The organism is Streptomyces sp. NPDC091412, from assembly GCF_044756885.1.
Classification (GTDB): Bacteria; Actinomycetota; Actinomycetes; order Streptomycetales; family Streptomycetaceae; genus Streptomyces.
In genome coordinates this window covers 31,279-50,040 of record NZ_JBIVTV010000026.1, presented here as the reverse complement: position 1 = coordinate 50,040, position 18,762 = coordinate 31,279, and the positions used below count along the sequence as shown (strand labels likewise).

At 72.5% G+C, this 18,762-nt stretch carries 20 protein-coding genes; 10 read left to right on the top strand and 10 right to left on the bottom strand.

Translation table 11 applies throughout. The features are described 5' to 3' along the window. Positions 1-8: 8 nt before the first annotated feature. The 9 genes from ACIQMV_RS35555 to ACIQMV_RS35515 all read right to left on the bottom strand — a co-directional run bounded on the left by ACIQMV_RS35555 (position 9) and on the right by ACIQMV_RS35515 (position 10,584). Positions 9-1,085, bottom strand: coding sequence for a CHAD domain-containing protein (locus ACIQMV_RS35555; RefSeq protein ID WP_402597250.1), 1,077 nt, complete (start codon positions 1,083-1,085; stop codon positions 9-11). Continuing rightward, on the bottom strand, positions 1,066-3,465 hold the full coding sequence (locus ACIQMV_RS35550; RefSeq protein WP_402597249.1) for an RNA degradosome polyphosphate kinase: 2,400 nt from the start codon (positions 3,463-3,465) through the stop codon (positions 1,066-1,068). The genes ACIQMV_RS35555 and ACIQMV_RS35550 overlap by 20 nt, the downstream gene beginning before the upstream one ends. Before the next feature lie 388 nt (positions 3,466-3,853). Further along, the gene (mshD, locus tag ACIQMV_RS35545; protein WP_141360045.1) at positions 3,854-4,774 is read right to left on the bottom strand and encodes a mycothiol synthase; all 921 of its coding nucleotides are present in this window, start codon (positions 4,772-4,774) and stop codon (positions 3,854-3,856) included. Between the two features lie 56 nt (positions 4,775-4,830). Further along, positions 4,831-6,288: an ATP-binding protein gene (locus ACIQMV_RS35540; RefSeq protein ID WP_402597248.1), complete on the bottom strand. Its 1,458-nt coding sequence runs from the start codon at positions 6,286-6,288 to the stop codon at positions 4,831-4,833. Next, entirely contained in the window at positions 6,285-7,019 is a 735-nt protein-coding gene (locus ACIQMV_RS35535) for a response regulator transcription factor (protein WP_225074500.1), read from the bottom strand. Before ACIQMV_RS35535 ends, ACIQMV_RS35540 begins: the two co-directional genes overlap by 4 nt. A gap of 117 nt (positions 7,020-7,136) precedes the next feature. Next, positions 7,137-7,355: a hypothetical protein gene (locus ACIQMV_RS35530; protein ID WP_141360048.1), complete on the bottom strand. Its 219-nt coding sequence runs from the start codon at positions 7,353-7,355 to the stop codon at positions 7,137-7,139. Positions 7,356-7,413: 58 nt separating this feature from the next. Beyond that, positions 7,414-8,550: a S1C family serine protease gene (locus tag ACIQMV_RS35525; protein ID WP_402597247.1), complete on the bottom strand. Its 1,137-nt coding sequence runs from the start codon at positions 8,548-8,550 to the stop codon at positions 7,414-7,416. A 149-nt stretch (positions 8,551-8,699) separates the two neighbouring features. Beyond that, a complete protein-coding gene (locus ACIQMV_RS35520) occupies positions 8,700-9,722 on the bottom strand; it encodes a LacI family DNA-binding transcriptional regulator (RefSeq protein ID WP_402597246.1) in 1,023 nt (340 codons plus the stop codon). An 85-nt stretch (positions 9,723-9,807) separates the two neighbouring features. Further along, positions 9,808-10,584, bottom strand: coding sequence for a winged-helix domain-containing protein (locus ACIQMV_RS35515; RefSeq protein ID WP_402597245.1), 777 nt, complete (start codon positions 10,582-10,584; stop codon positions 9,808-9,810). 241 nt (positions 10,585-10,825) lie between these two features. Between ACIQMV_RS35515 and ACIQMV_RS35510 the strand changes: the two genes are divergently transcribed. The 8 genes from ACIQMV_RS35510 to ACIQMV_RS35475 all read left to right on the top strand — a co-directional run bounded on the left by ACIQMV_RS35510 (position 10,826) and on the right by ACIQMV_RS35475 (position 16,190). Next, the gene (locus tag ACIQMV_RS35510; RefSeq protein WP_402597244.1) at positions 10,826-11,728 is read left to right on the top strand and encodes an alpha/beta hydrolase; all 903 of its coding nucleotides are present in this window, start codon (positions 10,826-10,828) and stop codon (positions 11,726-11,728) included. Positions 11,729-11,765: 37 nt separating this feature from the next. Further along, positions 11,766-12,020: a MoaD/ThiS family protein gene (locus ACIQMV_RS35505; protein ID WP_141360053.1), complete on the top strand. Its 255-nt coding sequence runs from the start codon at positions 11,766-11,768 to the stop codon at positions 12,018-12,020. 3 nt (positions 12,021-12,023) lie between these two features. Then, positions 12,024-13,328 (top strand): hypothetical protein, encoded by a 1,305-nt coding sequence (locus ACIQMV_RS35500; protein ID WP_402597243.1) that lies wholly within the window; start codon positions 12,024-12,026, stop codon positions 13,326-13,328. 123 nt (positions 13,329-13,451) lie between these two features. Continuing rightward, positions 13,452-14,189, top strand: coding sequence for a DUF2993 domain-containing protein (locus ACIQMV_RS35495; RefSeq protein WP_402597242.1), 738 nt, complete (start codon positions 13,452-13,454; stop codon positions 14,187-14,189). A 210-nt stretch (positions 14,190-14,399) separates the two neighbouring features. Then, on the top strand, positions 14,400-14,480 hold the full coding sequence (locus ACIQMV_RS35490) for a putative leader peptide (protein ID WP_355139345.1): 81 nt from the start codon (positions 14,400-14,402) through the stop codon (positions 14,478-14,480). Positions 14,481-14,619: 139 nt separating this feature from the next. Then, positions 14,620-15,465 (top strand): sulfurtransferase, encoded by an 846-nt coding sequence (locus ACIQMV_RS35485; RefSeq protein WP_141360056.1) that lies wholly within the window; start codon positions 14,620-14,622, stop codon positions 15,463-15,465. Between the two features lie 49 nt (positions 15,466-15,514). Further along, entirely contained in the window at positions 15,515-15,802 is a 288-nt protein-coding gene (locus tag ACIQMV_RS35480; RefSeq protein ID WP_100569102.1) for a DUF1416 domain-containing protein, read from the top strand. Positions 15,803-15,932: 130 nt separating this feature from the next. After that, the gene (locus ACIQMV_RS35475; RefSeq protein ID WP_225074509.1) at positions 15,933-16,190 is read left to right on the top strand and encodes a DUF3099 domain-containing protein; all 258 of its coding nucleotides are present in this window, start codon (positions 15,933-15,935) and stop codon (positions 16,188-16,190) included. Between the two features lie 24 nt (positions 16,191-16,214). Here ACIQMV_RS35475 and ACIQMV_RS35470 read toward each other — a convergent pair whose 3' ends face one another. Then, entirely contained in the window at positions 16,215-16,577 is a 363-nt protein-coding gene (locus ACIQMV_RS35470) for a DsrE family protein (protein ID WP_402597241.1), read from the bottom strand. Positions 16,578-16,879: 302 nt separating this feature from the next. Between ACIQMV_RS35470 and ACIQMV_RS35465 the strand changes: the two genes are divergently transcribed. Together ACIQMV_RS35465 and ACIQMV_RS35460 are read left to right on the top strand one after the other, a co-directional pair. Continuing rightward, positions 16,880-17,608, top strand: coding sequence for a hypothetical protein (locus ACIQMV_RS35465; protein WP_402597240.1), 729 nt, complete (start codon positions 16,880-16,882; stop codon positions 17,606-17,608). Then, entirely contained in the window at positions 17,605-18,420 is an 816-nt protein-coding gene (locus tag ACIQMV_RS35460; protein ID WP_402597239.1) for a hypothetical protein, read from the top strand. The genes ACIQMV_RS35465 and ACIQMV_RS35460 overlap by 4 nt, the downstream gene beginning before the upstream one ends. The last annotated feature ends 342 nt before the right edge of the window (positions 18,421-18,762 follow it).

The following is an 18,762-nucleotide window of genomic DNA, read 5'->3' as shown; positions in this document are numbered from 1 at the left end:
CCGTCCTGTCAGCCGGCGCCGACGGCCTGCTTCTGCCACGACTGCTGGAAGGCGAACCTGGCCGCCTCCACCTCGTGCCGCTGGTCCGCGTGCAGCACGCCGAGCGCGTACGCCGTCGCCGGGGCGATGCGCGGGGTGCGGGCCGCCGAGGCCGCGGCGGCCGCCGCCTCCGAGGCGTCGCGGTGCCGGTCGAGGGCCTGGCCGGCCGCCAGCAGACGCACGATCACGGGCGAGTCGGCTCCGTCGAGGACCTCGCGGGCGTACCGGTGCAGGCGCAGCAGCAGGCGGACCTGGTGCCAGGGGGCGTCCTGCGGGTGCGGGGACGGGTCCGGGGACAGGCCGTGGACCAGGGCCTCCGCGTTGTACGGGCTGCCGGCGGTGACGAGCGGGAGGGCGGCGACGGCGTCCGTCAGGCGCTCCCGGGCGGCGGCGGCCAGCGGGGTCAGGTCCGCGGTGGCGGCGGCGGGGGTGAGGGGGACGTCGCTGGCGAGCACGGCCACCTTGTCCGCGACGGCGTGGAAGCGCGCGGAGCCCAGTGCCTGGAGGGCGGTCGAGTGCGCCCGGGTCCGGGCCAGGGTGAGCTGGCGTTCCAGCAGGGCGCCCGCTTTGGCCGCGCCCACGGTGAGGTTGCCGCGGTCCACGGCGCGGCCGCCCGGGGCCTCCTCGGTGGGCTGGGCCGGCAGGACCGCTGTTCCGGAGAGCCGGTGCAGGGCCAGCAGCAGCCGTTCCAGGCAGGCCTGGCAGGCGTGTTCGCGGGCCAGGGTGCCGGACAGCCACGCCAGTTCCGGGCACAGCTCCGCCGACCAGGCCTCCTCGAGCAGGGGGCGGAAGGTGTGCACGCTGCCGCTGATGCGGCGGGCCGAGCGGCGCAGGGCGCGTGCGGCGTCGGCGGACTCCTCCGTGCCGTGCCCCGAGCCGCCGGTCTCCCGGTGCAGGCGCAGCGCGCGGAGGAACTCCGTGGCCTGGGCCCGCAGATAGCGCGCGAGAGCATCGGCGGTGGGGGCACCGCCCTGCTCCAGCGCGGTCGGCAACTCGGGGGAACTCCCGGCCGTGGAGTCCGTCGGGTCAAGGTGTTGCTGTGCCACGCCGGCGCCTCCGGGCGTCTATGAGCATCTCCTGGATGTTGCGCAGGGGTTGGCCGTCCGAGTCGGTCGCGTGCCGGGTCCACTCGCCGTCCGGGCCGAGGTGCCAGGAGGAGGTGGTGTCGGACACGCCGGTCTCCAGCAGCCGGTTGAGGGCCGCCCGGTGGGCCGGGTCGGTGACCCGGACCAGGGCCTCGATACGGCGGTCGAGGTTGCGGTGCATCATGTCGGCGCTGCCGATCCACACCTCGGGCTCGCCGCCGTTGCCGAAGACGAAGACCCGGGAGTGTTCGAGGAAGCGGCCGAGGATCGAGCGGACGCGGATGTTCTCCGACAGGCCGGGCACGCCGGGGCGCAGGGCGCAGATGCCGCGCACCCACACGTCGACCGGCACACCGGCCTGGGAGGCGCGGTAGAGCGCGTCCACGACCGCCTCGTCGACCATCGAGTTCACCTTGATGCGGATGGCGGCGGGGCGCCCGGCGCGGTGGTGCTGGATCTCCTTGTTGATCCGGGCGATCAGCCCGTCGCGCAGGGACTTGGGGGCCACCAGCAGCCGGCGGTAGGTCTCGCGGCGGGAGTAGCCGGAGAGGCGGTTGAACAGGTCGGAGAGGTCCGCGCCGACCTGCGGGTCGGCGGTGAGCAGGCCGAGGTCCTCGTAGAGGCGGGCCGTCTTCGGGTGGTAGTTGCCGGTGCCGACGTGGCTGTAGCGCCGCAGTGTGTCGTCGCCTTCCTGGCGCACCACCAGGGACAGCTTGCAGTGGGTCTTCAGGCCGACCAGTCCGTAGACGACGTGGCAGCCGGCCTCCTCCAGCTTGCGCGCCCACTTGATGTTGGCCTGCTCGTCGAAGCGGGCCTTGATCTCGACCAGGACGAGGACCTGCTTGCCCGACTCGGCGGCGTCGATGAGCGCGTCGACTATGGGGGAGTCGCCCGAGGTCCGGTACAGGGTCTGCTTGATCGCGAGGACGTCCGGGTCGGCGGCGGCCTGCTCCAGGAAGGCCTGGACCGAGGTCGAGAAGGAGTCGTAGGGGTGGTGCAGGAGCACGTCCCGGCTGCGCAGCGCCGCGAAGATGTCGGGGGCCGAGGCGGACTCCACCTCCGCCAGTTCCCGGTTGATTCCGGCCACGAACTTGGGGTACTTCAGCTCGGGCCGGTCGAGACCGTGGATGCGGAAGAGGCCGGTGAGGTCGAGGGGGCCGGGCAGCGGATACACCTCGGCCTCACTGATCTTCAGCTCCCGCACCAGCAGGTCGAGCACCTCGCGGTCGATGGACTCCTCGACCTCCAGGCGCACCGGCGGCCCGAAGCGGCGCCGCATGAGCTCCTTCTCCAGGGCCTGGAGCAGGTTCTCGGCGTCGTCCTCCTCGACCTCCAGGTCCTCGTTGCGGGTGAGCCGGAAGGCGTGGTGCTCCAGGATCTCCATGCCCGGGAACAGCTCCTCCAGGTGGGCCGCGATGACGTCCTCGAGGGGGACGTAGCGGCCCGGGGAGCTCTCCAGGAACCGGGACAGCAGCGGCGGCACCTTGACCCGGGCGAAGTGGCGGTGACCGGTGACGGGGTTGCGTACGACCACGGCCAGGTTCAGGGACAGGCCGGAGATGTACGGGAAGGGGTGCGCGGGGTCGACCGCCAGCGGGGTCAGCACGGGGAAGATGCGGTGCCGGAAGAGCGTGAACAGGCGGGCCTGCTCCTTCTCCGTGAGCTCGCTCCAGCGGACCAGGTGGATGCCCTCCTCCGCGAGTGCGGGGGCGACGTCCTCGTGGTAGCAGGCGGCGTGCCGGGCCATGAGCTCGCGCGAGCGGGCCCAGATCATCTCCAGCACCTCGCGCGGCTGCAGCCCGGAGGCGGACTGGGTGGCGACGCCGGTGGCGATACGGCGTTTCAGGCCGGCGACCCGGACCATGAAGAACTCGTCCAGGTTGCTGGCGAAGATCGCGAGGAAGTTCGCGCGCTCCAGCAGGGGTGTGTTGGGGTCCTCGGCGAGTTCGAGGACCCGCTCGTTGAAGGCGAGCCAGCTGCGCTCCCGGTCAAGGAAACGGCCCTGCGGCAGCTGCTCCCCCTCGGCCGGTGCCTCCACGTACCCGTCGAGGTCGGCGTCGATGTCCGGTTCCAGGTCGGAGACCGTGGCCGCCACGGTGTGCGGGCGGTGCGCGGCGATGGAGCCCACGGAGGGCTGCGGGTTCTGTGCGGTGGCAGGGCCCGCGGGGCCTTCCACGAGGGTGGTGGGAGCCGACGGGGTCTGCGCTGCCTGGGTGTCTGGCTGGCTCATGAACCTATTCTTCCGCGCCTGCGGCGGGACAGGCGCGTCGAAGGGCACGCGCGGGAGCGCGGCGGCGTTCCCCTCACAGGGCGGCTCGGGCTCTGGCGCGGCGGGCTTCACCGCCAGAGCGTCGCAAGACCGTCTGAACCAACGGTTACGGACACATGACGTGCGGGACACCGTGGGGCGGCCCACCGGGAACGATACGAGTCTCCACCGGACTGTGGAACGCCGGAAACCGGCTCGGGGCCGGCGGGTGGCCGCGGCGGGCACGCGGGTGGTGCGACGGGCGCGCGACTGTTCGGCGGGGCGTGCAGGCGGCGGGTGCCGCGGTGTGTGCGGCGTGGTCACGTGGGAGCTGGGTGGCCGGCCGTTGGGAAGCGGGCGGCGGCCCCACGGACCGAGAGTATGCGGAGGGCGGCGGGCACGCGGGCGGTGGGTGGCCGGCCCGTGGGTGGTGGGCGGGTGTGGGGCGGCCGGCCCGTCGGTGGCGGGCGCGCGGGGGCGGTCAGGTTTCTGTGCGGTACATGAGGTCGGTTTCGTATGTGGTGAAGCCGAGGCGCTCGTAGACGGAGACCGCCGCCTTGTTGTCGGCGTCGACGTACAGCATCGCCGTCGGGAGGCCCTGTGCGGCCAGGTGGCGCAGGCCGATCAGGGTGAGGGCCTTGCCGAGGCCGCCGCCCTGGGCGCCGGGGCGGACGCCGAGGACGTACACCTCGCCGAGGCGTTCCTCCCGGTGCACCTTGGTCCAGTGGAAGCCGATCAGCCGGCCCTCGCGCTCGGCGAGGAAGAACCCCTGCGGGTCGAACCACGGCTGCGCCTCGCGGTCGTCGAGGTCGCGCTGGGTGAGGGAGCCCTGCTCGGGGTGGTGGGCGAACGCCTCCGCGTTCACCTCGAGCCATGCGGCGTCGTCCCGGCCGGGCACGAAGGGCCGTACCGTCACGCCCTCCGGCAGCGCCGGCTCGGGCAGGTCGAGGTCCTTCAACGGCCGCCGCATCTGCCGCAGTTCGCGGAACAGGGTGAGCCCGAGGACCTGAGCCAGATGCCGGGCTGCGGACTGCCCCCCGTGCGCCCACACCCGCAGTCGCTTGCCGGACGCGGCCAGCAGCGCGGCCCCGAGCGCCCGCCCGTGCCCGTGCCCGCGGTGCTCCGGATGGACGACCAGCTCGGCGGCGGGCGCCTCCACCGGATCGGTGTCCTCCAGCTGCGCGTAGCCGACGAGTTCGCCGTCGACGGCCAGCAGCAGATGGGACACGCCCTCGCGGGCCCCGCCCCGCAGCTGGAGCCGGCCCTGTTCGGACACCGCCTGCCGTCCGTCGGCGCGGGCAGCCGCCGCCAGCAGCCCGAGCACGGCTTCGGCCTGGTCCGGAGCGAGCTCGGCGAGGGTCTCCAGGGAGCGGGCGGTCGGTGCGGTGTCGTCGCTGGTCATGGATATGAGGGTACGGGGTTCCCCCGCGGGGTGACCGGGCCTTCCCGCGCCCGGCCTCAGCTGACGCCGGGCGTCTCCGGGGGCGGAACGGGCGCCCCCGGCAGCCGTACCGTCGCCACCGTGCCGCCGGCCTCGGCCGGGGTCAGGGTGACCTCGCCGCCCGCCCGTTGGACGGTGCGGGCGACGATGGACAGGCCGAGTCCCGAACCGGGCAGGGCGCGCGCGCCCGGGGAGCGCCAGAAGCGGTCGAAGACGTGGGGGAGTTCGTCGGCGGGGATGCCGGGGCCGTGGTCGCGGACGGTGAGGACGCCCTGGTCCAGGACCACGTCGATCGTGCCGTCCCTGGGGCTGAACTTCACCGCGTTGTCGAGGATGTTGACGATCGCCCGCTCCAGCGCGGACGGCTCCGCCCGTACGTACCAGGGGTCCAGGTCCGCCGTTATGGTCAGCTCCGGGCCGCGCAGCCGGGCGCGGCGCAGCGCCGCCTCCACGGTGTCCTGGAAGGCGACCACCTGGACGCGTTCGCCCTGCTGCCCGTCCGAGCGCGACAGCTCCTGCAAGTCGCCAATCAGCGAGGCCAGTTCGGTCATCTGAGCCTTCACCGAGGCGAGCAGTGCCTTGCGGTCGGCCTCGGGGAGCGGGCGGCCCGTCTCCTCGCTGCGGGTGAGGAGTTCGATGTTCGTACGCAGTGAGGTCAGCGGGGTGCGCAGTTCGTGGCCGGCGTCCGCGATCAGCTGCTGCTGAAGGTCCCGGGAACTGGCCAGGGACGAGGTCATGGAGTTGAAGGAGCGGGACAGGCGGGCGATCTCGTCGTCGCTGTCGTCCTCCACGGGGATGCGGATGGTGAGGTCCTCGGTGCGCGCCACGTGCTCCACCGCCTCCGTGAGCTTGTCCACGGGGCGCAGCCCGGCGCGGGCGACGGCGAGGCCGGCGGCTCCGGCGCCGAAGACTCCCACGCCGGAGACGAAGAGGAGCAGCAGGGCCAGGTCGCTGAGGGTGTTCTCGGTGTCCTTCAGGGAGAGGCCGAGCATGAAGGCGATGCCCGGGTACGCCTCGGAGTTGGGGCCGGGGCCCGTGGGGACGGCGACGGTCATCACGCGGATGTTGTTGCCCTGGCTGTCGGTGGTGGTGTGGAAGGTGCGCTCGCGCACATCGGGATGGGCGGCCACCCCCTTGTCCAGGGCCGTGACCTTGATGACGCCCGGCGACCGGGTGTCCACGCAGAACTTGCCCTGGGCCGTCACCAACTGCACGTAGAGGTACGAACGCTGCATGTCGCCCGGCGAGTCGTCCGTCGTCTGCATGCAGTTGGCGGCCATCGCGGAAGCCGTGGTGGCGGTCACCCGGCCGTAGCTCGCGAGCCGGCCGTCGACCTCGTCGTACAGCTTCCCCTGGACGATGAACCAGCAGGTGAGGGAGACCGCCGCCACCGCGAACGCCACCGCCGCCGCCACCAGCAGCGCCAGCCGGGAGCGGATCGGCAGCGCACGGAAACGGCGCAGCGCCTTCTTCACTCCGCGCCGCCCTGCCGCAGTACGTACCCGACCCCGCGCACCGTGTGCACGAGGCGGGGCTCGCCGCCGGCCTCGGTCTTGCGTCGCAGGTACATGACGTAGACGTCGAGGGAGTTCGACGAGGGTTCGAAGTCGAAGCCCCAGACCGCCTTGAGGATCTGCTCCCGGGTGAGCACCTGGCGCGGATGCGCCATGAACATCTCCAGCAGGGTGAACTCCGTCCGGGTCAGCTCCACCTGCCGGCCGCCGCGGGTCACCTCGCGGGTGGCGAGGTCCATGCGCAGGTCGGCGAAGGTCAGGGCCTCGTCCTCCTGGGCCGCGCCCGCCACGGCCGCCGCGTAGGTGCTGCGGCGCAGCAGTGCCCGGATGCGGGCGAACAGCTCGTCCAGCTCGAAGGGCTTGACCAGGTAGTCGTCCGCTCCGGCGTCCAGGCCGGTGACCCGGTCGCCGACCGTGTCGCGGGCGGTCAGCATCAGGATGGGGGTGGTGTCGCCGGCGCCCCGGATGCGCCGGGCGGCGGTCAGGCCGTCCATCCGCGGCATCTGGATGTCGAGGACGAACAGGTCCGGCTGGTACGAGGCCGCCTTGCCCAGCGCGTCCGCGCCGTCCACGGCGACCTCGGTCTCGTACCCCTCGAAGGCGAGGCTGCGCTGGAGTGCTTCGCGTACCGCCGGCTCGTCGTCGACGATCAGGATGCGCTGGGGATCACGGTCGCCATCGGCGGGACTCATCGGTCGTCGTTCCTCGGGTCGCTGGGGCCGTGGGGACCGGTCGGTCCCGGGCTGGACGCTCTCAGCCTCGCATGTTTCGGTGCCGCGGGGTGCGGCGTGCGGGGCGCGCGCCGCAGCTCAGGCCGCGATCGCGGTGATCCGGCGCAGCGGGACCTTGTGCCGGTGCGGGCGCTCGGCGGAGGTGCGCAGGCCCATCAGCTGGGGGACCACGGCGGCCTCGGGCACGCGGTTGGCCGGGCTGTGCGGTTCCTTCGTGATGGGGCGGGTCAGGCTGAGGCCGGCGGTGGCGGTCAGGTCGATGGTGTCCGTCGTCTCGTGCACAACGTACTGGATCATGTCGTACTCCTTGTCGAACGGTGCCGGACGCTGTCCGGGTGCCTGCCGGTGCCGCGCCTCAGCTCTGGGAGCCGGAGCGCAGGGTGGCCAGGTCGGACTTGACGGTGTTGATCGGGATGGCGAAGCCGAGGCCGACGCTGCCGGCGCTGGACGAGTCCGACGCCTGCGTGGCCGAGTACATCGCCGAGTTGATGCCGACGATGTTGCCGCTCGCGTCGATCAGCGCGCCGCCGGAGTTGCCGGGGTTGAGGGACGCGTCGGTCTGTATGGCCTGGTAGGTGGTGGTGGAGGAGCCGGTGTCGCCGTTGAACTGGCGGCCGCCGAACTGGAAGGGCCAGCCGCCGCCACCACCCTGCTGCCCCTGGTTCTCGTTGGTGGAGACCGTCACGTCCCGGTGCAGGGCGGAGACGATGCCGCTGGTGACGGTGCCGGTCAGGCCCTCCGGGGAGCCGATCGCGACGACCTGGTCGCCGACCGTCAGTCCGTCGGAGTCGCCGAGGACCGCCGCCTTGAGGCCGGAGGCGTTCCGCAGCTTGATCAGGGCGAGGTCCTTGGAGCTGTCGGTGCCCACGACCTGCGCGGTGTACGAGGTGCCGTCGCTGGTGCGCACCTTGATCGAGGAGGCGCCCGCGATGACGTGGTTGTTGGTGACGACCTCGCCGTCGCTGGTGACGACCACGCCGGAGCCGGTGGACGTGCCGTTGTCGAGGGTGGCGTTGATCTCGACGACGCTCGGGGTGACCGCCTTGGCGATCGCGGCGATGCTGCCGCGCTGGCTGGAGGCCACCACATGGGTGGTGGTGCTGGAGGCGACCGTGTCCGTGCCGGTCAGCTCCTGGAAGGCGAACGCGGTACCGCCGCCGACCACGGCCGAGGCGATCGCCACCGCGGCGAGCAGGGCGAGCGGTCCCCTGGTGCGCTTGCGCGACCCGGAGGCGTGCGCGGGTCCCGCCGGGACGGCCGGGAAGACGGCGGTGCCGCCGCCCTGACCACCCTGACCGCCCTGACCGCCGTGGGCGCCCGGGCCGGCCGCGAACGGCTGCGCCGGGATGTACGGCGGCGGGGGCGGCCACTCCGGATTCACCGGGGCGGAGGCCCGCTGCTGGTCCGCCGACTGCACGGAGTCGGCAGCCGGGGCCTGCCCGTCACCCTGGGGGTGTTCGTACTCGCCGCTGCGGCGGATGCTCTCGGTCATGACATTGAGAATGTCCCGGGATCATGAGAGCTTCCTGAGTCCCCGCTGAGAAGCCCGACAGAAGCTCGTATGCCCGATATAAGCAAGTTCCTCGGAGGGGTCTCCCGCGGTGGGAGAGTCTCGGTGGGAGAGCCGAGGAACGAGAGGCCCTAGATGCAGCCGCAGGACGTGCGGACCACGAGCCGTGACGGGAACAGCTTCAGCCGCTCCCGGCGCGAGCCGGCGACCCGCAGCCCGTCGTCCAGCACGAGGTCCACGGCCGCGCGGGCCATCGCCGACCGGTCCGAGGCGACCGTCGTCAGCGGCGGGTCCGTCAGCGCCGCCTCCTTGATGTCGTCGAAACCGGCCACCGCCAGCTCGCCGGGGACGTCGATGCGCAGCTCGCGCGCGGCCCGCAGCAGGCCGATCGCCTGGTCGTCGGTGGAGCAGAAGATCGCCGGCGGACGGTTCGGACCCGAGAGGATCTCCAGGCCGATCCGGTAGGCGTCGTAGCGGTTGTACGGCGCCTCGAACAGGCGCCCCTCCGTCGGGATGCCAGCCTCCATCATGGCGCGCCGCCAGCCCTCGACGTGGTCGGAGACGGGGTCGCCCACGGCGGGTGTCTCGGCGGTGCCGCCCACACAGGCGACGTAGTCGTAGCCGTGTTCCAGCAGGTGGCGTACGGCGAGTTGCGCGCCGCCGAGGTCGTCGGTGACCACGGCCACGTCGTCGATGGCCTCGGGCCGCTCGTGCAGCAGCACCACCCGGGCGTCCCAGGCGTCGATCTCGGCGGCGGCGAGGTCGTTCAGCGCGTGGCTGACCAGGATCAGGCCGGAGACGCGCATGCCGAGGAACGCCCGCAGGTAGTGGACCTCGCGCTCGGCGACGTAGTCGGAGTTGCCGACGAGGACCATCTTGCCGCGCTCGGCGGCGGCCCACTCCACCGCGTGCGCCATCTCCCCGAAGAAGGGCTGGCGGGCGTCCGGGACGATCAGGCCTATGAGGTCGGTGCGCCGCGAGGCCATGGCCTGGGCGACCCGGTCGGGCCGGTACCCCAGCTCCTTGATCGCGGCGAGGACCCGCTCGCGGGTGGCCGGGGCGACCGGCCGGGGTCCGTTGTTGATCACATAGCTGACGACGGCAGTCGACGTCCCCGCCAGCCGCGCCACGTCGTCCCGAGTCACCTTGGCCACGCGCGGAGTCTACGCGGATGGACACGCTCCCGGCAGGGCTTACCGGAGCGTGGACGGGTATGGGGCGCGCCCGTGGGAGCGCGCCTCACCTCTCCGCGCGGGCCCGCCTCACCGCGGTGTCCTGATTCTCCGGATTTGGCCGGGCGGCCCCGGCCTTCTTCTCGTCCGCGGCGTCCCCGGCGCGGTCGGTCTTCTCGGGCGTAACGAATCGATAACCGACATTGCGAACCGTCCCGATCAGCGATTCGTGCTCGGGGCCGAACTTGGCCCGCAGCCGCCGTACGTGGACGTCGACGGTCCGGGTGCCGCCGAAGTAGTCGTAGCCCCAGACCTCCTGGAGCAGCTGGGCGCGGGTGAAGACGCGGCCCGGGTGCTGCGCGAGGTACTTCAGCAGCTCGAACTCCTTGAAGGTGAGGTCCAGCGTCCGGCCCTTGAGCCTGGCGCTGTAGGTCGCCTCGTCCACGGACAGGTCGCCGCTGCGGATCTCCATGGGGGAGTCGTCGCTGGCGATCTGCAGCCGGCCCATGGCCAGCCGGAGGCGGGCCTCCACCTCGGCCGGACCCGCGGTGTCCAGGAGCACATCGTCGATGCCCCAGTCGGCGGTGACGGCCGCGAGGCCGCCCTCGGTCACCACGAGGATCAGCGGGCAGCCGAGACCGGTGGAGCGCAGCAGCCTGCACAGGCCGCGCACCTGCGGCAGGTCGCGCCGCCCGTCGACCAGGACGACGTCGGCGCTCGGGGTGTCCACGAGCGCGGGCCCCTCCGCCGGGGCCACCCGCACGTTGTGCAGCAGCAGGCCGAGGGCGGGGAGCACCTCGGCCGACGGTTGGAGGGCGTTGGTGAGCAGCAGCAAAGAACTCATCGCGCGCCTCCCGCAAGCTCTCGGCCGCGCTCGAGCAGGGGTGACCCCCATGCCAGGGCCGTCGTATGTGCGTGCACCGTTCGCTCGTCCATGGCGTCTGGTTCCTCCTCGGGTCCCTGCCCATTGCGCGATCAACGGGCCGTACACCTGCGGTCTCCCGCGCCGTATACAACGCTTCCGAAAGCACAAAAGGACCCGGGGGCTGCGCTGCCCGAGTCCTCTTCGCAGCAGAATAGCCGATATGAGGTCGGGATCGGCAGGTCGAGTGGTGCGTTCGACGGACGTTCCGGAGGGCGGGACGCCGCCGGGCACGGGCGCCGGGGGCGTGGTCAGGACGTTCCTGCGCACGGCGGACGGGGTGGCGCTCGACGCCGTGTACGAGCCGGGCGCGGCCGCGCGGGACGGCTCCGGCGGCGGTCGCGGCGACGGCCCCGGCGACCTCGTGTTCGTGATCGCGCACGGCTTCACCGGCGACCTGGACCGGCCGCACGTGCGCCGGGTGGCGCGGGTCCTGGCCCGCTACGGCGCCGTGGTCACCTTCTCCTTCCGCGGCCACGGGGCCTCCGGCGGGCGCTCGACCGTCGGCGACCGCGAGGTGCTGGACCTGGCGGCGGCGGTGGCCTGGGCGCGCGGGTTCGGGCACGCGCGCGTGGCGACCGTCGGCTTCTCCATGGGCGGCTCGGTGGTGCTGCGGCACGCGGCCCTGCACGGCGGCCCGCGGGACACCGCACCGGGCGAGCGGCGCGCCGACACGCGTACGGACGCCGTGGTCTCCGTCAGCGCGCCCGCGCGCTGGTACTACCGGGGCACGGCCCCCATGCGCCGGCTGCACTGGCTGGTCACGCGCCCCGAGGGCCGCCTGCTCGGCCGCTACGGGCTGCGTACCCGGATCCACCACCGCGACTGGGACCCCGTCCCGCTGCCGCCGTTCCAGGCGGCCTCGCGCATCGCTCCCGTCCCCCTACTGATCGTGCACGGCGACCGGGACGGTTACTTCCCCCTCGACCACCCCCGGATGCTGGCCGCGGCCGCCGGTGACCACGGGGAACTGTGGCTGGAGCCCGGCATGGGCCACGCCGAGAACGCCGCCGCCGACGAACTCCTGCACCGCATCGCGCGCTGGACCCTCGCACAGGCGGGCTAGCCTGACCCTGTTCATAGACGAGTGATCGAGGGACGGGATGGCAAAGGTCACGGTGCGCTACTGGGCGGCGGCGAAGGCCGCTGCCGGGGTCGCCGAGGAGCCGTACGAGGCGGAGACGCTCGCCGAGGTGCTCGACGCGGTGCGCGGGCGGCACTCCGGTGAGCTGGACCGCGTTCTGCGGCGGTGCTCGTTCCTCATCGACGGTGACCCGGTGGGGACGCGCGCACATGAGACGGTACGGCTGATTGAGGGCGGCACGGTCGAGGTGCTCCCCCCGTTCGCAGGAGGGTGAGCGATGACCGACCGGCCGTATGAGGGGTCTCCCGGGTCTCCCTACGACAACCCCTACAGCGGGTACGACCCGTACGCGGGGCAGTACCCCCAGCAGCCCGCCGCGCAGCAGCCGTACCCGCCCGCGCAGCCGCAGGCCTACCCGCCCGCGCAGCCGCAGGCGTGGCCCGCGCAGCAGCAGGCGTACGAGGACCCGCAGGCCGCCGACCAGTACACGCAGCAGTGGCAGGGGCAGACCTGGGACACCCAGACGCACGCCCGGCCGCCGGCCGCCGCCGCGGAGACGGCGTACCTGCCCCCGGTGGGGCACCAGGGGCCGGCCGCGGCTCACGGGGGCCAGGGCGGCGCGGGCCACGGTGCGCAGGCACCTTCCTCCCCACCGCAGCCGCAGGCTCCGGCCTCGTCCGCCGCCGCGGAGACGGCGTACCTGCCCCCGGTGGGGCATCACGCGCCGCAGCCGCAGGCGGCCGCCCCGGCCTCCGCCGCGACGGCCGCCGATCCCGAGGGGGACGGGCCCGCCTACGGTCGAGCGACCCTCGCCGGCAACACCCGGGTCACCGACGCGCAGCGGGCCCGCGCCGAGGGACGCTCGCCGATCATCGAGCCCGGGATGCAACCGGCCGCGCTCACGGCGCTGCTGGGGCTGCTGCTGGCCGGCACGGCGGAGCTCGGCGTCTACGGGCTGCTCGTGCCGCTGGTCGTGCTCCAGGGCGTGACGGCCGCGGGCTGGTTCCGGCTGAACGGCATGTGGCCCGCCCGGCAGGGCATCGCCCTCGGCTTCGCGGGCGCGCTCGCCGCGGACGTGGCGGTGCTCGCCGCGGGCCGTGAGCACGCGCCCGGGGCGATCCTGGGCACGCTCGGGGTGTGGGTGCTCCTCTCCCTCGTCCTCCAGCTGCGCTCCCACGCCGACCCGGACGAGCGGATGTACGGCCTGATGGCGACCGTCGCCGCGGCGGCGCTGGCGATCGTGGCCACCGGCTACCTCGCCGCCCCGCCGGACGCGGTCGCGGTCGGCGCGGTGGCGGTCGCGGTGGCCGTCCTGGCGCGGGCGCTGCCGCTGCCCACGGCGGCCTCGGTGGTCGTCGCGCTGCTCGCGGCGGCGGGCGCGGGCATCGCGGTCGGCGGCATGACGGACCTGGGTGCCAAGGGCGCGCTGCTCGGCGCGGGCGCCGCGGTGTGCGCGCTGATCGGGCACCGCGCGGCGAGCTACGACTATCCCTCGCGCTTCGTGCACTTCACGGCCGGTGTCGCCCTGCCGCTGTCGGCCGCGGCACCGGTGGTGTGGGTGCTCGGACGGGCGCTGGGATGACCGCGCCCCGGACCGGGCCCGCTGTCACAGCTGCTCAACAAACCCCCGGCCCGGTCCCGGGGGAGGTTTACGCTCGCGCGTGACGGCCATCCGGTCGTGGAGGACCGCTGAGGGGGGAACCGGTTGCGAGCGCTGAGAGTACTCCTGATCGTCGTCGTGGTCCTGGGCGTGCTGTTCGCGGTGGTCGACCGGGTCGCGGTGCACTTCGCGGAGGGGCAGGCGGCCGACAGGCTCAGGACCACGGAGAACCTCTCGAGCACCCCGGACGTGTCCATCGAGGGCTTCCCGTTCCTCACCCAGATGGCCGGCGGCGAGCTGGACGACGTCCGGGTCGGCATCAAGGACTACGAGGCCGCCACGGGGAACGGCGGCCAGAAGATCCGTATCGCCGACATCGAGGCCGACATGCGCGGCGTGAAGTTCTCCGGCGACCACAGCTCGGCCACCGCGGCCACCGCCACCGGCACCGCGACCATCGCCTACGGCGAGTTGCTGAAGGCCGCCAAGTCCGAGCCGACGCCGGTCCTTCCCGGCGTCACCGCCCGTGTGGTCGGCCTGTCCGACGGCGGCGACGGCAAGGTCAAGGTCGGCCTCGAGGTCGAGGCCCGGGCGCTGGGCATCAAGCAGACGTTCTCCGTGCTCAGTTCGGTCGCCGTGCGGGGCAAGAAGGTGGAGGTGAGCGCCGACGACCTGCCCGTGGTGGGCGGCCTGCGGCTCCCCGAGAGCCGGATCCGGGCGATCACCGACTTCCAGCAGGCGATCGAACGGCTGCCCGGCGAGGTACGGCTGAACTCGGTGCGGGCGGCGAAGGACGGCGTCGAGATCACGGTGAAGGGTTCGGACGTCAGGCTGGCCGGGTAGGCAGCACGCGGGGAACGCAGAGGGTGTCCGAGTAGCGAGACGCTCGCGTCCGCACCGTAGATGCGCGGCGCGGCCGGCAACGGACACGAGCGCCCGGAGGGCGCGGGGCGACGGCCCGGACGGTCTTCCTTTCCCACATCCCGGACGATCGTGTCTCAGTATCCGACACGCCGGTGACATGTCCGCCTTTCCCTCCCTACGATCGACACCATGCAGCGACAGGCGGATCTCACGAAGCGGCGGGCAGTGGACCTGTGCCGTGTTGCCGCCATGCTCTGTCGCACTTCCTGAGCGGGAGCCCTCTCCCGTATCCCCGCCCCGCCACGAACCGGGGCCCACCCTCGCGCCGTGTACGCCGGCATCGAACGCGTACCCGCGCGCCCCTTCGCACTCGCACGCCCCGCCGTACCTGCCCCGGAGGAGATTGAGCATGAGCCGCAGCGACGTCCTGGTCGACGCCGACTGGGTCCAGGAACACCTGGACGACCCGAGCATCGCCATCGTCGAGGTGGACGAGGACACGTCCGCGTACGACAAGAACCACATCAAGAACGCCGTCCGGATCGACTGGACCCAGGACCTCCAGGACCCGGTGCGGCGTGACTTCATCGACCAGGCCGGCTTCGAGAAGCTCCTGTCGGAGAAGGGCATCGCCAACGACCACACGGTGATCCTCTACGGCGGCAACAACAACTGGTTCGCCTCGTACGCCTACTGGTACTTCAAGCTGTACGGCCACGAGAACGTCAAGCTCCTCGACGGCGGCCGCAAGAAGTGGGAGCTGGACGCCCGCGAGCTGGTCGACGGCACCGACGTGCCGGAGCGTCCGAGGACCGCGTACCAGGCCAAGCCGCAGGACGCCTCCATCCGCGCCTTCCGCGACGAGGTCGTGGCTGCGATCGGCAAGCTGAACATCGTCGACGTCCGGTCGCCCGACGAGTTCTCCGGCAAGCTGCTCGCCCCGGCCCACCTGCCGCAGGAGCAGTCGCAGCGCCCCGGCCACGTGCCGTCCTCCCGGAACATCCCGTGGTCCAAGAACGCCAACGACGACGGCACCTTCAAGTCGGACGAGGAGCTCAAGGCCCTCTACGAGGCCGAGCAGGTCGACCTGGCGAAGGACACCATCGCCCTGTGCCGCATCGGTGAGCGCTCCGCGCTGACCTGGTTCGTGCTGCACGAGCTGCTCGGCGTGCAGAACGTCAAGAACTACGACGGTTCCTGGACCGAGTACGGCTCCCTGGTGGGCGTGCCGATCGAGCTCGGCTCCGGCAAGTAAGCAGGACGGTTCAGACCGTTTCGACCTCATCGAACCTCTGGAGAAGCACATGTGTGGAGCGAAGGCCGGCGGCCCGGACGCCTCGACGATCAAGCCCGGTGAGACGACGATCCAGGGTCAGGTGACCCGCGACGGCGAGCCGGTGACGGGCTACGTCCGTCTGCTGGACTCGACCGGCGAGTTCACCGCGGAGGTCCCCACCTCCGCCACGGGCCAGTTCCGGTTCTACGCGGCCGAGGGCACCTGGACCGTCCGCGCCCTCGTCCCCGGCGCCAGCGCCGACCGCACGGTCGTCGCCCAGCAGGGCGGCCTCGCGGAGGTCGCGATCGCGGTCTGAGCGGTCTGCTCGGGCGGTCCGGGCACGGTACGGCCGAAGGGCCGCACCCCACGGGTTGGACACCCGGGGTGCGGTCCTTCCGGCGTTCCCGCCCCCGCACGCCGGGCCCCCGCGGACCTACCCTGGAAGCATGTACGCACGACGTCGGCATGTGTACTTCGCCATGATGGGGGTCTGCATCGGGCTGTTCGTCCTGGCGTGGGGTGTCGTGCGCATCTGGTCGGTTCCCGCGGCCGTCGGCATGTGCCTGGTCGCCATGGTGATCCCGCCGGTCGCCGCGATGGTCGCCAACCGGCGAGGGCCCGAGGACCGCTGGTGGGACGACCCGTCCGGCGACCCCAAGTCCGACGAGTGGTGGGACGAGCTGGACGGCAAGAAGCGGCGTTAGCTCCCGGGGCGTCCCCCGGTCCGGTCAGTAGACGAGCGCCTGCGTCCCGTCCGCCAGGGCCTCCTGGACGAAGACCTGCGCTCCCGCGATCCGCACGCCCTCGATGACGTCCTTCTCCGTGATGTTCCGGCGGGCCGCGCACTGGGTGCACAGGGTGAGCCGGCCGCCCGCCAGGATCGCGTCCAGCAGATCCGGCAGCGGGGCCGCGTGCGGCAGCTCGAACTCGGCGGCGCGCCCCGGCAGCGCGAACCACGCGGACTCCCCGGTCAGCCACAGGGACACGTCGACTCCGCTGGCCACGGCCACGGAGGCGACGGTGAACGCCTGCGAGCAGCGCTCGGGCGCGTCGGTCCCGGCGGTCACCTTGATCACGAGCTTGTTGGCCATGTGAGGAAGGTTAGTGGGTCCGCGAGCAGAGTCCTCGCAGGGCGGTGACGGTGCGGGAGCGGGTTTGGGTGTGAGCACCGGGGGGCGCCAACCTCCCCGTCGTCCCCGTCCAGGACAGCAAGGACACGGACCGTACCCTTCACCCCTCTCGTCTTCGCCGGTACGGCCTGGTCCGTGTGTCCGTGTTCGCCGGCTCCACCAAGTCGTAATCAAGTTCCCGCACAACCACGGGCGTTACCCATGAGTCTGCTGTGAGGTGCGGATACGGAATCCGCGCTTCACGTTCTGTGGGGGAGGACGTCTTGGAAGTACCCGATATACCTGATGCACCCCGCGCGCGGCGCCGCCGCGGCCGTACGGCCCTGCTGCTCGCCACCGCCGCCGTGCTCGGGCTCGTCGCCGGCACCTGTACGGGCTGTCTGATCCAGGCCGACCGGAAGCCCACCGCCCTGCCCCCGCTCTCGCAGCCGGTGCTCGCGCAGGCGAAGGGCGAGGGGCCGGAGCCGCTGTCCGCCGCGCAGGACCGCAAGGTGAAGACGGACGGCGACCTGCGCGAGCTGCTCATCGCGCGGCCGAAGGGGGCGAAGAAACCCGACTTCGAGCCCGGCAAGGACGGCTGGCTGAACATGGCCGAGTACGCGGACCAACTCGTGGACGAGGACAGGGAGTTCGCCAGTCTCGCGGAGGCGGAGTTCCGGCGCGCGGCGGGCGTCGCCTGGACCGGGCACGGCACGGAGTCCGTCGAGGTGCGGCTCGTGCAGTACCACCAGGAGGAGAGGCTCGGCGCGTCCGACCGGGCCGGCAACTGGGACACCTTCGACACCGACAGCTGGCCCATCCCCGGCACCGGCGACGGCAGGGTCTACATCAGCGCCGAGCCCGAGACGGAGCCCGGTTATCTGCCGATGTACAAGGCGCAGGCCACGGCCTGGCGCGGTGACATCGCCATGGAGATCTGGATCTACGACACGAAGCCGATCCCCAAGTCGAAGATCATGGATGTGGCCAAGCGGCAGATGGAGCGGCTGTGACCGAGAACCCTGGAGCCGAGGAAGGGGCCGAAGCAGGGGCCGTTCTCGCCGAACCCGTGCCGGAAGCCCCCGCGAAGAAGAAGCCGGTGCGACGCGGCCGGGTCGCGGCCGTCGCCGCCTCCGTCCTGCTCGCCGTCGCCGTCGTGGGTGGCGCGGGCTGCACGGTCATGACCGTCCAGAACGCCGACCGTGACGCCGGCGCCCCCGTCTGGAAGTTCCCGAAGGCCGCGACGAGCGAGGCCGGGAGGACCAAGGGGGTCACCTCGCTCGCCACCATGCTCGTGCCGTTCGGCACCGATGGCTGGCGCCGGGGACCGGACATCGCCGGGTTCGGCTCCGACGCCGCCCTCAGCGGGGGCGAGGCCGCCGCCCTGCGCAAGGAGTCGGTGCGCGCCCTGCCCCGCTCCCAGCGGCGGCAGATCGAGAAGCAGATCGACAAGCAGCACACCAAGGGCATGGCGATGCGCAGCTACATCAGCACGGACGACGGCACCGTCACCGTGAGCGTCGAGCTCGTCCAGATCCAGGACAAGGCGGCGGTGCGGAACATGTCGGTGTTCCAGAACGAGTTCCTGGCAGCCCTCAAGATCTTCCGCAAGGGGCCGGCCGTCCAGGGACACAAGAACGCCAAGTGCTTCCTGCCGCCCAAGGAGGGCAAGAAGAAGCTCGACATGATGCTCTGCTCCGCCTACCGGGGCGACATCCTGGTCACCGCCACGGCGTACGGGGCCAAGCCACTGCAGACCAAGGCGGTCGCCGGGCTGCTGCGCGAGCAGCTCGACCGCGTCGCCGAGCCGGGGGAGGCGGTATGACCGAGCAGACCGAGTCGGTGAACGGGACGGAACCGGTCGAGCCGACCGCGCAGGACACGCCACAGGTGTCGCCCGCGCCGACGGCCGAGACACGGCCGACGCCCGAGACACAGCCGAGGGCCGAGACACGGCCGACGCCCGAGAGACAGCCTGTGCCGGGGACGCAGCCTGTGCCGGGGACGCAGCCTGTGCCCGAGGCCCCACCCCTGCCCGGCACACCGCCCCCACCCGAGACACGGCCGACGGCCGAGACACGGCCGACGCCCGAGACACAGCCGAGGGTCGAGACACGGCCGACGCCCGAGACACAGCCGAGGGTCGAGACACGGCCGACGCCCGAGA